This is a genomic window from Ramlibacter sp., from assembly GCF_029866045.1.
Taxonomy (GTDB): domain Bacteria; phylum Pseudomonadota; class Gammaproteobacteria; order Burkholderiales; family Burkholderiaceae_C; genus Ramlibacter.
In genome coordinates, this window is sequence record NZ_JARXAB010000023.1 from 1 (window position 1) to 12,563 (window position 12,563).

Below are 12,563 nucleotides of genomic sequence, written 5' to 3' on the forward strand. Positions count from 1 at the left end.
GTGGTCTGGGCCATCCGCGAAGGCCGCCAGGCGGCGCGGGCGGTGGACGAGTTCCTGATGGGGGCGAGCGTCCTGCCGCGTTGAGGACCTGCTAAGGGCGGGTCCAGCTCGAGAGCCTATCCCTTGATGGGTCAGCGCGCCAAAAAGCCCCGCGCCTTCAAAGCCTCGGCCAGCCGGTCGCGCCCCCTCATGGCTTCCGGGCCGCGAACGCGGTGCAGCGAGTGTTCGGCCCAATCGCCGTTGGTCTTCATCTGTTGTGACTTGTAGAAGTCCGCCATCGTGGCCACGTAGCGGTCGACGGGCTCGCCCTGGGCTGCCGTGTCGTAGCGTTCCCGGTGGAGCACGGCATCGATCGGCAGGCGTGGTTTGATGGAGGTTGGCCGCGCCGGGTCGGGGTAGCCCACGCACATGCCAAAGACGGCGACGGTGCGTGGCGGCAGGCCCAGTTCGGCGGCCACTTCTTCTGGCCTGTCACGCATGCCGCCGATGTAGACCACCCCCAAGCCCTGCGCCTCGGCGGCCACCGCGGCGTTTTGCGAGGCCAGTGCGGCGTCCATCGCGCCGACCAAAAGCAGCTCGAGGTAGTCCAGCCCGTCACGCGGTCGATTGCGTCGCTCCCCCACTGCCTCAAGCCGAGCGAGATCTGCCAGCCAGACCAGGTACAGCGGGCACTCGCGGATATGGCGCTGGTCTCCCCCCAGGCGTGACAGCCGCTCCTTGGCGGCCGGATCCTCCACCGCCACCACGCTCCAGGTTTGCAGGTTGGACGAGGTCGACGCCGACTGGGCGGCGGCAATCATCATTTCAAGCGCCTGCGCCGGTACCGGCTGCGGCGTGTAGGCGCGCACCGAACGGTGACTCAGAAGCAAGGCGAGCGCGGGATCTTCCGCGACGTCCGGCAGTGAAGGGGCATCGGCGCCGTAGCGCGCCTGGAGCAGGGAGTTGATGTCGGTCTGGGTTGTCATGGGGTCAGATTTCAGCGAGGCATGCGGACGGGCCGTTGGTGGGCCGTGTCAAGGTGGATCAGCGCGGCGCCATGGTGGACGGCTTGATCAGCCGCTTCCAGCGCACCACTTCGTCGCGGATGAACGATTCGAATTCCTGCGGACTGGAGGTCCGTACATCTCCGTCGATCACCGCCAGGCGCTTCTTCACTTCCTGGTCGGCCAGGCTGGTGCGCAGTGCTTGGTGGATCTTGTCGACCACTTCCTTGGGCGTGCCGGCGGGGGCCAGCAAGCCCCACCAGACCACCGCGTTGAACCCGGGCACGCCTTGCTCGGCCACCGTCTTGGCGTCGGGCGCGGACTTGAGTCGGTACTGGCCGGTCGAGGCGATCACCTTCACACGCTTGGCGTCGATCAGGGGCTGCACCTGGGACATGCCTGTGAAGGTGAGGTCGATGTGCCCTGCGGCCACATCGGAGATGGCCGGGCCGGCGCCGCGGTAGGGAATGGTCTGGATGTTGGTGCCGGTGGCCTCCTTGAACAACTCGGCGGCCAGGTGCGCGCCGGAGCCGTCGCCCGAGGTCGAGATATTGAGCTTGCCCGGGTTCTTCTTCGCCAGGGCAATCACCTCCTGCACGGAGTTGGCCTCCAGCGTCGTGCGCGCCACCATCGCGAAGGGGTAGGAGATGACGTGGCTGATGGGGGCGAAATCTTCCGGCGTGCGGTATTTCAGGTTGGGGACCAGCGAGGGGTTGGTCGACAGCGCCGTGCTTGCAAACAGCAGCGTGTAGCCGTCGGGCGTGGCACGCGCGACGAACTCCGAGCCCGTCACGGTGTTGCCGCCACCCCGGTTCTCGATCACCACCGGCTGGCCCAGGGCGGCGGAGAAGTTCTCGGCCCAGCTCCGTACGATGAAGTCGCCACCGCCGCCGGCAGCAAAGGGCACGACGATGCGCACGGGGCGGGTGGGCCAGGGGTCTGCCGCGAACACCGGCAGGGCGGCGGCCGCCAGGGCGGCGCACAGCGCACGCCGGGTGAAAGAATTCAGCAGTTGGGCTTTTTTCATTTGCAGGTCTCCTTTTTTGTGTCAATCGGGTGGGCGCTTCAGGCCGGCGGCCGGTGGTGGGCGGTCGCCATCTCCTCAACCATGGTCTTCATCTCGCGCGCCAGGGGGTCGCGCAACTCCTCCAGCACATGGGCTACCAGGCCGATGGCCCGGGCCATCACGCCAATGCCTCGGACGATCTCCCAGGGCAGTCCGAGCTCGCAGGCGATGGCAGCAATGGCGCCGGTGGCGTTGACTGGCAGGCTCTTGCCCAGGCGCCTGCCGGCCTCCTCGGCGACCGCCTGCATCAGTGCGACGTAGGGCCCCTCAAAGCCTTGTTCACGGGCGATGGCAAAGAGCGCGGGGGCCCGCGGGTCCACCGGCTTGTGAATGTGGTGGCCGATGCCTGGAACGTTGCCGCCGGCGGCCATCTCGCGCTCCACCAGATCGCGCGCCAGCGCAGCGATGTCTGCGTCGGGATCCGGCTGGGGCATGGCCTGCTGAAGCAGCCGGGCCGCGTCCTCCATGCTGCCGACGAACACGCTGCCCAGACCGCACAAGCCCGCGCCCACCGCGGCCTGCATGGCCTCGGGTGCCCCGGCGATCGTCAGCCGAGTGACCAGTGCGCTGGGGGTCAGGCCGTGCTCGACGAGGCAGACCGCGATGGCGTTGAACATCACCGATTCGCGCGGTGTCGGCAGCCGGTCGGTCATCTCGAGAAAAGCCATGTCACCCAGAGACACCTTGCCCAGGATGTCCTTGCAGACGTCCAGGCCTTTGACGGTGATGGTGTCGGTGGTGCTCCAGGCGATGTTCGTCTGGATGGTCTTTCGCTTTGCCATGGGTACTTTTGACAATGGTGGGCAGCGTGCCGCCGAAATTCAGGGTGTCGCTTTGCTCGCAAATGTAAACCGGACCCGGACTCGCCCGTTACTTCGTCCGGCACCTCGTCCGGTGTCACCCCGCTGTGTGGCCATCTATTGGCACCACCCGAGGCAGCGCTGCTTGACCCGATGCCACCGTATCATTGGGGAGAAAGTTCCCGCCGGTCATCTTCATGCCGCCGGCCTCATCGCGTCCATGCCCCTGACTGCCCCTTCCCCCTTGGTGGAATGCCGAGACTTGCGTTTCGGCTACGGTAACCGCCCCATCCTCGATGGGGTGAGCTTTACCGTGCCGCAGGGCAAGGTGACGGCCCTCATGGGCGCCTCAGGCGGCGGCAAGACCACCGTCTTGCGCCTGATCGGTGGCCAGGTCCGCCCTCAGGGCGGCAGCCTGCGCTTCGAGGGGCAGGAGGTGGCGGCGCTCGACCGCTCCGGCCTCTACGCCATCCGTCGACGCATGGGCATGCTGTTCCAGTTCGGCGCGCTGTTCACAGACTTGTCGGTGTTCGATAACGTGGCCTTTCCCCTGCGCGAGCACACCCACCTGCCCGAGGCGCTGGTGCGCGACATCGTGCTCATGAAGTTGCAAGCGGTCGGCCTGCGCGGCGCGCGTGACCTGATGCCCAGCGAGATTTCCGGCGGCATGGCCCGTCGCGTCGCCCTGGCCCGCGCCATCGCCCTGGATCCAGCGCTCGTCATGTATGACGAACCCTTTGCTGGCCTCGACCCGATCTCCCTGGGCACTGCCGCCCAGCTCATTCGGCAGCTCAACGACGCTCTGGGCATTACCAGCCTCGTCGTCTCGCACGACTTGGAGGAGACCTTCCGCATTGCCGACCAGGTCATCATCCTGGCCGGCGGCAAGATCGCTGCCCAGGGCTCGCCGGCCGAGGTGATGGCCTCTGAAGACCCGCTGGTGCGCCAGTTCGTCCATGCCCAGGCCGACGGCCCGGTCCGATTCCATTACCCCGGTCCCACCGTGGACCAGGACTTTGGCCCAGCCGGCGCGCCAAGCCGGGGAGGGCAGCGATGAGGTTCCTGCACCCCGCACGGGTGGGCTACGCCGTCCGCGGCCAGGTGGCGGACCTGGGCCGCGCCGCTCGCCTCTTCGGTCGCCTGATGCGTCTGTCGGGCCCAACCCTGGCCCGCTTCGGCCTGGTGCGCGACCAGATCCACTTCCTGGGCAACTACTCCCTTGCCATCATCGCCATCTCCGGGCTCTTCGTCGGATTTGTGCTGGGCCTGCAGGGCTACTACATCCTCCAGCGCTACGGCTCTGCCGAAGCCCTGGGCCAGCTGGTGGCCCTGACCCTGGTGCGCGAGCTCGGGCCGGTGGTCACCGCCTTGCTCTTTGCCGGCCGTGCCGGCACCTCGCTTACTGCCGAGATTGGTCTGATGAAGGCCGGCGAGCAGCTGGCGGCGATGGAAATGATGGCGGTGGACCCGGTGCGCCGCATCTTGGCGCCCCGGCTGTGGGGCGGCATCATCGCGATGCCGCTCCTCGGCGCGGTGTTCAGTGCGGTCGGTATCCTCGGCGGATGGGTCGTGGGCGTGGTCATGATCGGAGTCGACTCCGGCTCTTTCTGGAGCCAAATGCAGGGTGGGGTCGAGGTCTGGAAGGATGTTGGCAATGGCCTGGTCAAGAGCTTCGTGTTCGGCATTGCGGTGACCTTCATCGCCCTGTGGCAGGGCTACGAGGCGCACCCCACGCCCGAGGGTGTGTCTCGCGCGACCACCCGCACGGTGGTGAGCGCCTCCCTGACGGTGCTGGGCCTGGACTTCATCCTCACCGCAATGATGTTCAGCCTGTGAGTTGGGCGAACAGTTAGAAGGATTTGCAAGATGGAACGTTCTAAGAATGATGTGTGGGTGGGTCTCTTCGTCCTGGTGGGCGCGGCGGCGATCCTTTTTCTCGCCCTGCAGTCGGCCAATCTGCTGACCTTGAGCTTCCAGTCCACCTATCCGGTGGTCGCCAAGTTCGACAACATCGGCGGCCTCAAGGCCCGTGCTGCGGTCAAGAGCGCTGGCGTGGTGGTCGGTCGGGTGCAGTCGATCACTTTCGATGACAAAAGTTTCCAGGCCAGGGTGACTTTGGCGCTCGAGTCGCGCTACGCTTTCCCCAAGGACAGCTCCCTCAAAATCCTGACCAGCGGCCTGTTGGGTGAGCAGTACATCGGAATCGAAGCCGGCGCCGAAGAAAAAAACCTCGGCACGGGTGATCAGGTGTCCAGCACCCAGTCGGCCGTGGTCCTCGAGAACCTGATTGGACAGTTTCTCTATAACAAGGCCTCCGATGCCGGCGGCTCTGCTGGCAAGCCCGCGGCTGCCGGTACCCCGGCCGCGACTCTCAAGTAATCCATGCGTTTTAAGTCGTCCTTCCATCGTCTGCTGCGCGCCGGGGCCCTGGCCCTGGTAGCGGCCTGGCTGGCGGGCTGCGCGAGCCTGGTCGGGGATCCAACCCACCCGGTTGATCCCTTCGAGCCCATCAACCGCAAGGTGATGGCGTTCAACGACGACCTGGATTCGGCCGTGCTCAGGCCGGTGGCCGTGGCCTACCGCGACCACATGCCCCGGCCGGTCCGGCATGGCGTGAGCAATGTCCTGGGCAACATTGCCGATGTCTGGTCCTTCTTCAACAGCACCTTGCAGCTCAAGCTCCGCCAGGCCGCCGAATTGGGAGGCCGGGTGGTCATCAACTCCTTGTGGGGTCTGGGCGGCCTGGTGGACGTGGCCAGCGACCTTGGCCTTGAGCATCGCTCCGAGGACTTTGGCCAGACTCTGGGCCGCTGGGGCGTACCTTCGGGGCCTTATCTGGTGCTGCCGGTGCTGGGCCCCTCCAGCGTCCGTGACGCCGCCGCCACCCTGACCCTAGACCGCTACATGGACCCGCTGACCCACATTGACCATCTCCCGGTCCGGTTGTCGATGTTCGGCCTGCGCGCGGTCGACACCCGCACCAACCTCCTCAAAGTGACTAACGTTCTAGACGATATCGCGCTGGACCGTTACACCTTCACCCGTGACGCCTACCTGCAGCGGCGGTTCGCCGAGGTCAGCCGGGGTCGACCCGCGCTGCCGCCCCTCGACCCGGGCGACACGTGGGACGGGCGTGACGACAGCCCGGCGCCCGCCGTGCCTGCCGCGACCACCCCTCCGGTTGGCGCTCAAGTCAGCCCGGCCTTGCCACCACCAGGGCTGCCCGCGCCAGAGCACAATCCGAAGCCATGAGCACTCCCGACTTCTCCCTCGCGCTTTCCCGGACCCGCCGCCAGCTGCTGACTCTGGCTGTCCTGCCGCTGTTCCTCGCCCTGGCTACCTCACTGGCCCTCCTGCCAGGTGCCGCCCGTGCGGCCGAGGAATCGCCCGACGCGTTGGTTCGGTCCCTCTCGGAAGAGATGCTCAAGACCATCCGCGCCGACCCCGCACTGCGCTCCGGCGATATGCGCCGGATCATGGCCTTGGTCGATGCGAAGGTCATGCCCAATGTGAACTTCCAGCGCATGACCGCGCTGGCGGTGGGTCCCACCTGGCGGCAGGCCTCCCCCGAGCAGCGCAAGCGCCTGCAGGAGGAGTTCAAGACCCTGCTGGTGCGCACCTACGCAGGCGCGCTCACCCAGATCCAGGATGAGACGGTGGTGGTCCGACCGGTCCGTCTGTCACCCGGTGACACCGAGGTGGTGGTCCGCACCGAAATCCGTGGCCGTGGGGACCCGATCCAGTTGGACTACCGTCTGGAGAAAACGCCCGGTGAGGGCGCAGGCTGGAAGATCTTCAACCTCAATGTCCTCGGTGTCTGGCTGGTCGAGACCTACCGCAGCCAATTCGCCCAAGAGATCAATGCCCGTGGCCTCGACGGCTTGGTCAACGCCCTGGCCGAACGCAACCGGACGGCTGGCAGCCGCCCGCGCAACTGAAGGGCACAACCGCCCGCGTAACTGATTGGCTGGACAGATCGGTTCGACGGATCGGCCCACCCCAGACCTTCTCTCGCCCTGCGCGCGACCACCTCACACTCGAAGCCCATGCCGACCCTGGCCCTGCCCTCCACACTGACCCACGCTGAGGTGCCTGCCTGCCTGCAGGCCCTGGCTGCGGCCTGCGCCCCGACGGATGCAGGAGCGGGCGTGGGTGTGGGTGGTGCCGCAGCCCAGACCCTGGTGGCCGATGCATCGGCCTTGGCGCACTTCGACTCCTCGGCCCTGGCGATCCTGCTCGAGGCCCGTCGGCTGGCCGCAGCCCGCGGCCTGAGCTTTTCAGTGCAGGGCCTGCCCGTGCGCCTGGCTGGTCTGGCCGCGCTTTACGGCGTGGGCGACCTTCTGTCCGGCCAATAGCAGCCTAGCCGCCTAAAATGGCGGGTTCCCATGCCCGTTGCCATCTCCTTTCAATCCGTCTCCAAGACCTACCGCTCCGCCGACCGTGAGCTGCGGGCCTTGGATCAAGTCAGTTTTGACATCCAGCCCGGCGAGTTCTTTGGCCTGCTGGGACCCAATGGCGCGGGCAAGACCACCCTGATCAGCATCCTGGCTGGCTTGGTGCGTCCCACCTCGGGCCAGGTCACCGTCCATGGCCACGATGTGCAGGCCGATTACGCCCAGGCGCGCCGCCAGCTGGGCATCGTGCCGCAGGAGCTGGTCTTCGACCCCTTCTTCAATGTCCGCGAGGCGCTTCGCTTCCAGTCAGGCTACTTTGGCGTCAAGCACAACGAGGCCTGGATCGACGAACTGCTCGAAAGCCTGGGGCTTGCCGACAAGGCGGGCAGCAATATGCGCCAGCTCTCTGGCGGCATGAAGCGCCGGGTGCTGGTGGCCCAAGCATTGGTGCACAAGCCGCCGGTCATCGTGTTGGATGAGCCCACGGCCGGCGTGGACGTGGAGTTGCGCCAGACGCTGTGGCAGTTCATCGCCAAGCTCAATCGCGAAGGCCACACGGTGCTCCTGACCACCCACTACCTTGAAGAAGCCGAGGCCCTGTGCAGCCGACTGGCCATGCTCAAGTCGGGCCAGGTGGTGGCGCTCGAGCGCACCTCCGAGCTGCTGCGCGCGGCCTCGAGTAACGTGCTGCGCTTCAAGACCGACGGGCATGCCCTGCCGCCGGCCCTCGCAGCCAAGGCCCGCATCACCGGCCGCATCGTGCAACTGCCGGCCCATGACGCGCGCGAGATCGAGGCCTATTTGGCCGCGGTGCGTGAGGCGGGTCTGGTGGCCGAAGACGTAGAAATTCGCAAGGCCGACTTGGAGGACGTCTTCCTCGACGTGATGGCCGACCGGCAGAAGGCGGGCGCCGCGCCGGCGGCGTCGAGCCCGGCTTCGCTGGAGGCGGCGCCATGACCGGTTGGCAGACCCTGTTCTACAAGGAAGTGCTGCGCTTTTGGAAGGTCGGTTTCCAGACCGTGGCGGCGCCGGTGATCACTGCGCTGCTCTATTTGATGATCTTCGGGCATGTGCTCGAGGGCCATGTCAAGGTCTACGACCGCATCGAGTACACCGCCTTCCTCGTTCCCGGGCTGGTGATGATGTCGGTGCTGCAAAACGCCTTTGCCAACAGCTCCTCGTCGCTGATTCAAAGCAAGATCATGGGCAACCTGGTCTTTGTGTTGCTCACGCCGCTATCGCACTGGGCTTGGTTCCTGGCCTACGTGGGATCGTCCGTCGCTCGCGGACTGGCGGTGGGCACCGGCGTGCTGGTGGTCACCTCGTTTTTCGTGCGGCCGGAGTTCACCTACCCGCTGTGGATCCTGCTGTTTGCCCTGCTGGGTGCGGGCATGCTGGGCGCGCTGGGGCTGATCGCCGGCTTGTGGGCAGAGAAGTTCGACCAGATGGCCGCCTTCCAGAACTTCATCATCATGCCGATGACGTTCCTCTCGGGCGTGTTCTATTCCATTCATTCCCTGCCGGGCTTTTGGCAGCAGGTGAGTCACCTCAACCCCTTCTTCTACATGATCGACGGCTTCCGCTACGGCTTCTTTGGCCAGAGCGATGTGTCGCCCTGGATCAGTTTGACCATCGTGGGCAGCGCCTTCCTGGTCGTCTCTGCGGTGGCGGTGCGTCTTCTGCGCATCGGCTACAAGATCCGCAGTTGAAGTCCGCCTCCTTTTTCTTTTTTCCAGCGCAAACCCATGACTGCCGAAGAACTGCAAGCCATCATCGCCGCCGGCCTGCCCTGCCAGCACCTGCAGGTTCAGGGCGACGGCCGGCACTGGTCGGCCGTCGTCGTCTCGACCGAGTTCGAAGGCAAGCGCCTCGTCGCCCGTCATCAGCGGGTCTATGCCACCCTGGGTGAGAGAATTCGCAACGATGAGGTGCACGCCCTGTCGATGAAGACCCTCACACCGGCCGAATGGGCCGCGCAGGCCTGACCGGACCACTGATGGACAAACTCCTCATTCGCGGCGGCCGCCGTCTCCAGGGCGAGGTGCAGATCGCTGGCGCCAAGAACGCCGCCTTGCCCGAGCTGTGCGCCGCCCTCCTCACCGACCAGCCAGTGGTGCTCAAGAACGTGCCGCGACTGCAGGACGTGAGCACCATGATCCGCCTGGTGCAGAACATGGGTGTGACCGTTATCCGCGAGGGCGAGCAGGTTCACCTGGACGCCGGCGCCCTGACCAAGCCGGAGGCGCCCTACGAACTGGTCAAGACCATGCGTGCCTCGGTGCTGGCCTTGGGCCCGCTGCTCGCCCGCTTTGGCCGCGCCCGTGTGTCGCTGCCGGGTGGCTGCGCCATCGGCTCGCGACCGGTGGACCAACATATCAAGGGCCTGCAGCAGATGGGGGCTGTCATTGCCGTCGAGCACGGCTACATGATCGCCAGCCTGCCCGAGGGCCGTACCCGGCTGCGGGGCGCCGTGATCCGCACCGACATGGTCACGGTGACCGGCACCGAAAACTTCATGATGGCCGCCGCCCTGGCCGAGGGCGAGACCGTCCTTGAGAACGCGGCGATGGAGCCCGAAATCGGCGACCTGGCCGAGATGCTGATCGCCATGGGCGCGCGCATCGATGGCCACGGCACCAGTCGCATCCGCATCCAGGGCGTGCCGCGCCTCTCGGGCTGCACGCATCAGGTGGTGGCCGACCGCATCGAGGCCGGTACCTTTTTGTGCGCGGTGGCCGCCACTGGCGGCGAGGCCTTTCTCAAGGACGGCCGGGCCGACCACCTGGAGGCGGTGATCGACAAGTTACGCGCCGCCGGCGCCCAAGTGGAGGCAACCCCGGGCGGAATCCGCGTGTCTGCGCAGAGCCGGCCGCAGGCGCAGAGCTTTCGCACCACCGAGTACCCCGGCTTCCCGACCGACATGCAGGCACAGTTCATGGCGCTCAACGCCATCGCCCAGGGCTCGGCCATCGTGACCGAGACCATCTTCGAGAACCGATTCATGCACGTCAACGAGATGGTTCGCCTAGGCGCGCACATCCAGGTCGACGGCAAGACGGCCTTGGTCGAGGGCGTGCCGCGGTTGTCAGGCGCCACCGTGATGGCCACCGACCTGCGGGCGTCGGCGAGTTTGGTCATTGCCGGTCTGGTGGCCGAGGGCGAGACGCAGGTCGACCGCATTTACCACCTCGACCGGGGTTACGACCGTATGGAAGAAAAACTTCGTGGCCTGGGTGCCGACATCAAGCGGGTGAAGTGAGGGCCTTGCAATGAGCGACACCAACGTCACCTCTAGCTCCGTGACCCTCGCCCTGTCAAAGGGCCGCATCTTCGACGAGACCCTGCCCCTGCTTCGGGCCGCCGGTATCGAGGTGCTGGAAGACCCCGAGAAGTCGCGCAAGCTCATTCTTGCGACGAACCAAGCGCAGGTGCGCGTGGTCTTGGTGCGCGCCTCTGATGTACCCACTTACGTGCAGTACGGGGGCGCCGATCTGGGCGTGACCGGGCTCGACACCCTGATCGAGCACGGCAGCCTGGGCCTGTACACCCCGCTGGACCTGGGCATCGCCAAGTGCCGGGTGAGCGTCGCGGTACGCGCCGACTTCGACTACGCCCGCGCGGTGCGCCAGGGCGCTCGCCTGCGGGTGGCGACCAAGTACACAGGCATCGCTCGCGAGTTCTTCGCCACCAAGGGCGTGCATGTGGACATGATCAAGCTCTATGGCAGCATGGAGCTGGCGCCGCTCACCGGCTTGGCCGACGCCATCGTGGACCTGGTCTCCACTGGCAATACGCTCAAGGCGAACCACCTGGTCGAGGTCGAACGCATCATGGACATCAGCTCCCGATTGGTGGTCAACCAGGCCGCCCTCAAGCTTAAGCAGGCGCCGATCCGGCGCCTGATCCAGGCCTTCGCCACCGCCACCGGCGGCAAGGCGTCCTGATTCACGCCACCCGCCCCCGTTCCACTCCGCTTTTCTCATGAGCTTTTCTGCCCGCCCCCTGCGACTTGCCACCTCGGACGCCGGCTTTGACGCGGCCTTCCAGGCGCGCCTGCATTGGTCGGCCGACACCGACGCCCAGGTCGAAAACCGCGTGGCCGAAATTCTGGCGGCGGTGCGCCAGTCCGGCGACGCCGCGGTGCTCGAGTACACCGCCCGCTTCGACCATTTGCCCGCCCACACCCTGGGCGAGCTGGAGCTGACCCAGTCCGAGCTCAAGGCCGCCTTCGAAGGTCTGCCCGCCGACCAGCGCAGCGCCCTGGAGCAGGCGGCCGCCCGCGTGCGCAGCTACCACGAGGCGCAAAAAAAGGCCTCGGGCGAAAGCTGGAGCTACCGCGACGCCGACGGCACCTTGCTGGGACAAAAAGTCACCCCGCTCGACCGGGTCGGCATCTACGTACCCGGCGGCAAGGCCGCTTACCCCTCCTCGGTGCTGATGAATGCCATCCCCGCCCATGTGGCGGGCGTGGGCGAAATCATCATGGTCGTGCCCACCCCGCGCGGCGAGAAAAACCCGCTGGTGCTGGCCGCCGCGTATGTGGCCGGGGTCACCCGCGCCTTCCAGATCGGCGGTGCGCAAGCCGTGGGCGCTCTGGCCTATGGCACGGCCACCGTGCCCCGGGTCGACAAGATCACCGGCCCGGGCAATGCCTATGTGGCCGCCGCCAAGAGGCGGGTGTTTGGCCAAGTGGGCATCGACATGATCGCTGGGCCCAGTGAAATCCTGGTGCTGGCCGACGGCAGCACCCCGGCCGACTGGGTGGCGATGGATCTCTTTTCGCAGGCCGAGCACGACGAGCTGGCCCAGAGCATCCTGCTGTGTCCGGATGCCGCCTACATCGACCGGGTGCAGGCCGAGATTGACCGCCTGCTGCCGCAGATGCCGCGCGCCGAGATCATTGCCAAATCGCTCACCGGTCGCGGCGCGCTGATTCACACCCGCAGCATGGACGAGGCCTGCGCCATCAGCAACCGTATCGCGCCCGAGCACCTCGAGATTGCTTCGAACGAGCCGCACCGCTGGGAGCCGCAGCTCAAACACGCAGGCGCCATCTTCCTGGGTGGCTTCACCAGCGAGTCGCTGGGCGACTACTGCGCCGGCCCCAACCATGTGCTGCCCACCAGCAGCACCGCGCGCTTTTCCAGCCCGCTGGGCGTCTACGACTTTCAAAAGCGCTCCAGCCTGATCGAGGTCAGCGAGCAGGGCGCCCAGGTGCTGGGCAAGATCGCCTCGGTCCTGGCCCACGGCGAGGGCTTGCAGGCCCACGCCCGGGCGGCCGAAATGAGGCTGAAGTAACTACACGAATTTCGTGTTGCAC

General features: G+C 66.5%; 15 protein-coding genes and 1 pseudogene. 13 read left to right on the plus strand and 3 right to left on the minus strand.

Annotated elements, in window-relative coordinates; genetic code table 11:
• Window positions 1-84: pseudogene (locus tag QE494_RS02380) on the plus strand (glutamate synthase); the annotation flags it as partial.
• Between the two features lie 47 nt (window positions 85-131).
• Here QE494_RS02380 and QE494_RS02385 read toward each other — a convergent pair.
• From QE494_RS02385 to QE494_RS02395, 3 genes are read right to left on the minus strand one after another with little or no spacing between them, the layout of a single operon-like run.
• Entirely contained in the window at window positions 132-965 is an 834-nt protein-coding gene (locus QE494_RS02385; protein ID WP_300041177.1) for an NADPH-dependent oxidoreductase, read from the minus strand.
• A 58-nt stretch (window positions 966-1,023) separates the two neighbouring features.
• Window positions 1,024-2,010: a tripartite tricarboxylate transporter substrate binding protein gene (locus tag QE494_RS02390; protein ID WP_300041179.1), complete on the minus strand. Its 987-nt coding sequence runs from the start codon at window positions 2,008-2,010 to the stop codon at window positions 1,024-1,026.
• Between the two features lie 38 nt (window positions 2,011-2,048).
• Window positions 2,049-2,831: a citryl-CoA lyase gene (locus QE494_RS02395; protein ID WP_300041181.1), complete on the minus strand. Its 783-nt coding sequence runs from the start codon at window positions 2,829-2,831 to the stop codon at window positions 2,049-2,051.
• Between the two features lie 238 nt (window positions 2,832-3,069).
• Here QE494_RS02395 and QE494_RS02400 point away from each other — a divergent pair, with 238 nt between their 5' ends.
• The 12 genes from QE494_RS02400 (at window position 3,070) to hisD (ending at window position 12,541) form a co-directional block, all read left to right on the plus strand.
• On the plus strand, window positions 3,070-3,906 hold the full coding sequence (locus tag QE494_RS02400; protein ID WP_300041183.1) for an ABC transporter ATP-binding protein: 837 nt from the start codon (window positions 3,070-3,072) through the stop codon (window positions 3,904-3,906).
• Window positions 3,903-4,685 (plus strand): lipid asymmetry maintenance ABC transporter permease subunit MlaE, encoded by a 783-nt coding sequence (mlaE, locus tag QE494_RS02405; protein WP_300041185.1) that lies wholly within the window; start codon window positions 3,903-3,905, stop codon window positions 4,683-4,685. Before QE494_RS02400 ends, mlaE begins: the two co-directional genes overlap by 4 nt.
• Before the next feature lie 30 nt (window positions 4,686-4,715).
• Entirely contained in the window at window positions 4,716-5,228 is a 513-nt protein-coding gene (gene mlaD / locus QE494_RS02410) for an outer membrane lipid asymmetry maintenance protein MlaD (RefSeq protein WP_300041187.1), read from the plus strand.
• A gap of 3 nt (window positions 5,229-5,231) precedes the next feature.
• On the plus strand, window positions 5,232-6,101 hold the full coding sequence (locus QE494_RS02415) for a VacJ family lipoprotein (RefSeq protein WP_300041189.1): 870 nt from the start codon (window positions 5,232-5,234) through the stop codon (window positions 6,099-6,101).
• On the plus strand, window positions 6,098-6,787 hold the full coding sequence (locus QE494_RS02420; protein WP_300041191.1) for a phospholipid-binding protein MlaC: 690 nt from the start codon (window positions 6,098-6,100) through the stop codon (window positions 6,785-6,787). Before QE494_RS02415 ends, QE494_RS02420 begins: the two co-directional genes overlap by 4 nt.
• 108 nt (window positions 6,788-6,895) lie before the next feature.
• The gene (locus QE494_RS02425; protein WP_300041193.1) at window positions 6,896-7,204 is read left to right on the plus strand and encodes a lipid asymmetry maintenance protein MlaB; all 309 of its coding nucleotides are present in this window, start codon (window positions 6,896-6,898) and stop codon (window positions 7,202-7,204) included.
• 30 nt (window positions 7,205-7,234) lie between these two features.
• The gene (locus QE494_RS02430; RefSeq protein WP_300041195.1) at window positions 7,235-8,200 is read left to right on the plus strand and encodes an ABC transporter ATP-binding protein; all 966 of its coding nucleotides are present in this window, start codon (window positions 7,235-7,237) and stop codon (window positions 8,198-8,200) included.
• Window positions 8,197-8,952, plus strand: a complete 756-nt coding sequence (locus QE494_RS02435; protein WP_300041197.1) for an ABC transporter permease — start codon at window positions 8,197-8,199, stop codon at window positions 8,950-8,952. The genes QE494_RS02430 and QE494_RS02435 overlap by 4 nt, the downstream gene beginning before the upstream one ends.
• A gap of 36 nt (window positions 8,953-8,988) precedes the next feature.
• The gene (locus tag QE494_RS02440; RefSeq protein ID WP_300041199.1) at window positions 8,989-9,228 is read left to right on the plus strand and encodes a BolA family protein; all 240 of its coding nucleotides are present in this window, start codon (window positions 8,989-8,991) and stop codon (window positions 9,226-9,228) included.
• Between the two features lie 11 nt (window positions 9,229-9,239).
• Entirely contained in the window at window positions 9,240-10,502 is a 1,263-nt protein-coding gene (gene murA / locus QE494_RS02445; protein ID WP_300041201.1) for a UDP-N-acetylglucosamine 1-carboxyvinyltransferase, read from the plus strand.
• Between the two features lie 10 nt (window positions 10,503-10,512).
• On the plus strand, window positions 10,513-11,187 hold the full coding sequence (gene hisG / locus QE494_RS02450; RefSeq protein WP_300041203.1) for an ATP phosphoribosyltransferase: 675 nt from the start codon (window positions 10,513-10,515) through the stop codon (window positions 11,185-11,187).
• 37 nt (window positions 11,188-11,224) lie between these two features.
• The gene (gene hisD / locus QE494_RS02455) at window positions 11,225-12,541 is read left to right on the plus strand and encodes a histidinol dehydrogenase (RefSeq protein WP_300041205.1); all 1,317 of its coding nucleotides are present in this window, start codon (window positions 11,225-11,227) and stop codon (window positions 12,539-12,541) included.
• Window positions 12,542-12,563: the final 22 nt, after the last annotated feature.

Bases quoted from the DNA above. Each gene is read 5' to 3' on its own strand.
- murA (WP_300041201.1), top strand. From the start codon at position 9,240: ATGGACAAACTCCTCATTCGCGGCGGCCGCCGTCTCCAGGGCGAGGTG.
- QE494_RS02425 (WP_300041193.1), top strand. From the start codon at position 6,896: ATGCCGACCCTGGCCCTGCCCTCCACACTGACCCACGCTGAGGTGCCT.
- hisG (WP_300041203.1), top strand. From the start codon at position 10,513: ATGAGCGACACCAACGTCACCTCTAGCTCCGTGACCCTCGCCCTGTCA.
- mlaE (WP_300041185.1), top strand. From the start codon at position 3,903: ATGAGGTTCCTGCACCCCGCACGGGTGGGCTACGCCGTCCGCGGCCAG.
- QE494_RS02400 (WP_300041183.1), top strand. From the start codon at position 3,070: ATGCCCCTGACTGCCCCTTCCCCCTTGGTGGAATGCCGAGACTTGCGT.
- QE494_RS02390 (WP_300041179.1), bottom strand. From the start codon at position 2,010: ATGAAAAAAGCCCAACTGCTGAATTCTTTCACCCGGCGTGCGCTGTGC.
- QE494_RS02440 (WP_300041199.1), top strand. From the start codon at position 8,989: ATGACTGCCGAAGAACTGCAAGCCATCATCGCCGCCGGCCTGCCCTGC.
- QE494_RS02385 (WP_300041177.1), bottom strand. From the start codon at position 965: ATGACAACCCAGACCGACATCAACTCCCTGCTCCAGGCGCGCTACGGC.
- mlaD (WP_300041187.1), top strand. From the start codon at position 4,716: ATGGAACGTTCTAAGAATGATGTGTGGGTGGGTCTCTTCGTCCTGGTG.
- QE494_RS02430 (WP_300041195.1), top strand. From the start codon at position 7,235: ATGCCCGTTGCCATCTCCTTTCAATCCGTCTCCAAGACCTACCGCTCC.
- QE494_RS02435 (WP_300041197.1), top strand. From the start codon at position 8,197: ATGACCGGTTGGCAGACCCTGTTCTACAAGGAAGTGCTGCGCTTTTGG.
- QE494_RS02395 (WP_300041181.1), bottom strand. From the start codon at position 2,831: ATGGCAAAGCGAAAGACCATCCAGACGAACATCGCCTGGAGCACCACC.
- hisD (WP_300041205.1), top strand. From the start codon at position 11,225: ATGAGCTTTTCTGCCCGCCCCCTGCGACTTGCCACCTCGGACGCCGGC.
- QE494_RS02420 (WP_300041191.1), top strand. From the start codon at position 6,098: ATGAGCACTCCCGACTTCTCCCTCGCGCTTTCCCGGACCCGCCGCCAG.
- QE494_RS02415 (WP_300041189.1), top strand. From the start codon at position 5,232: ATGCGTTTTAAGTCGTCCTTCCATCGTCTGCTGCGCGCCGGGGCCCTG.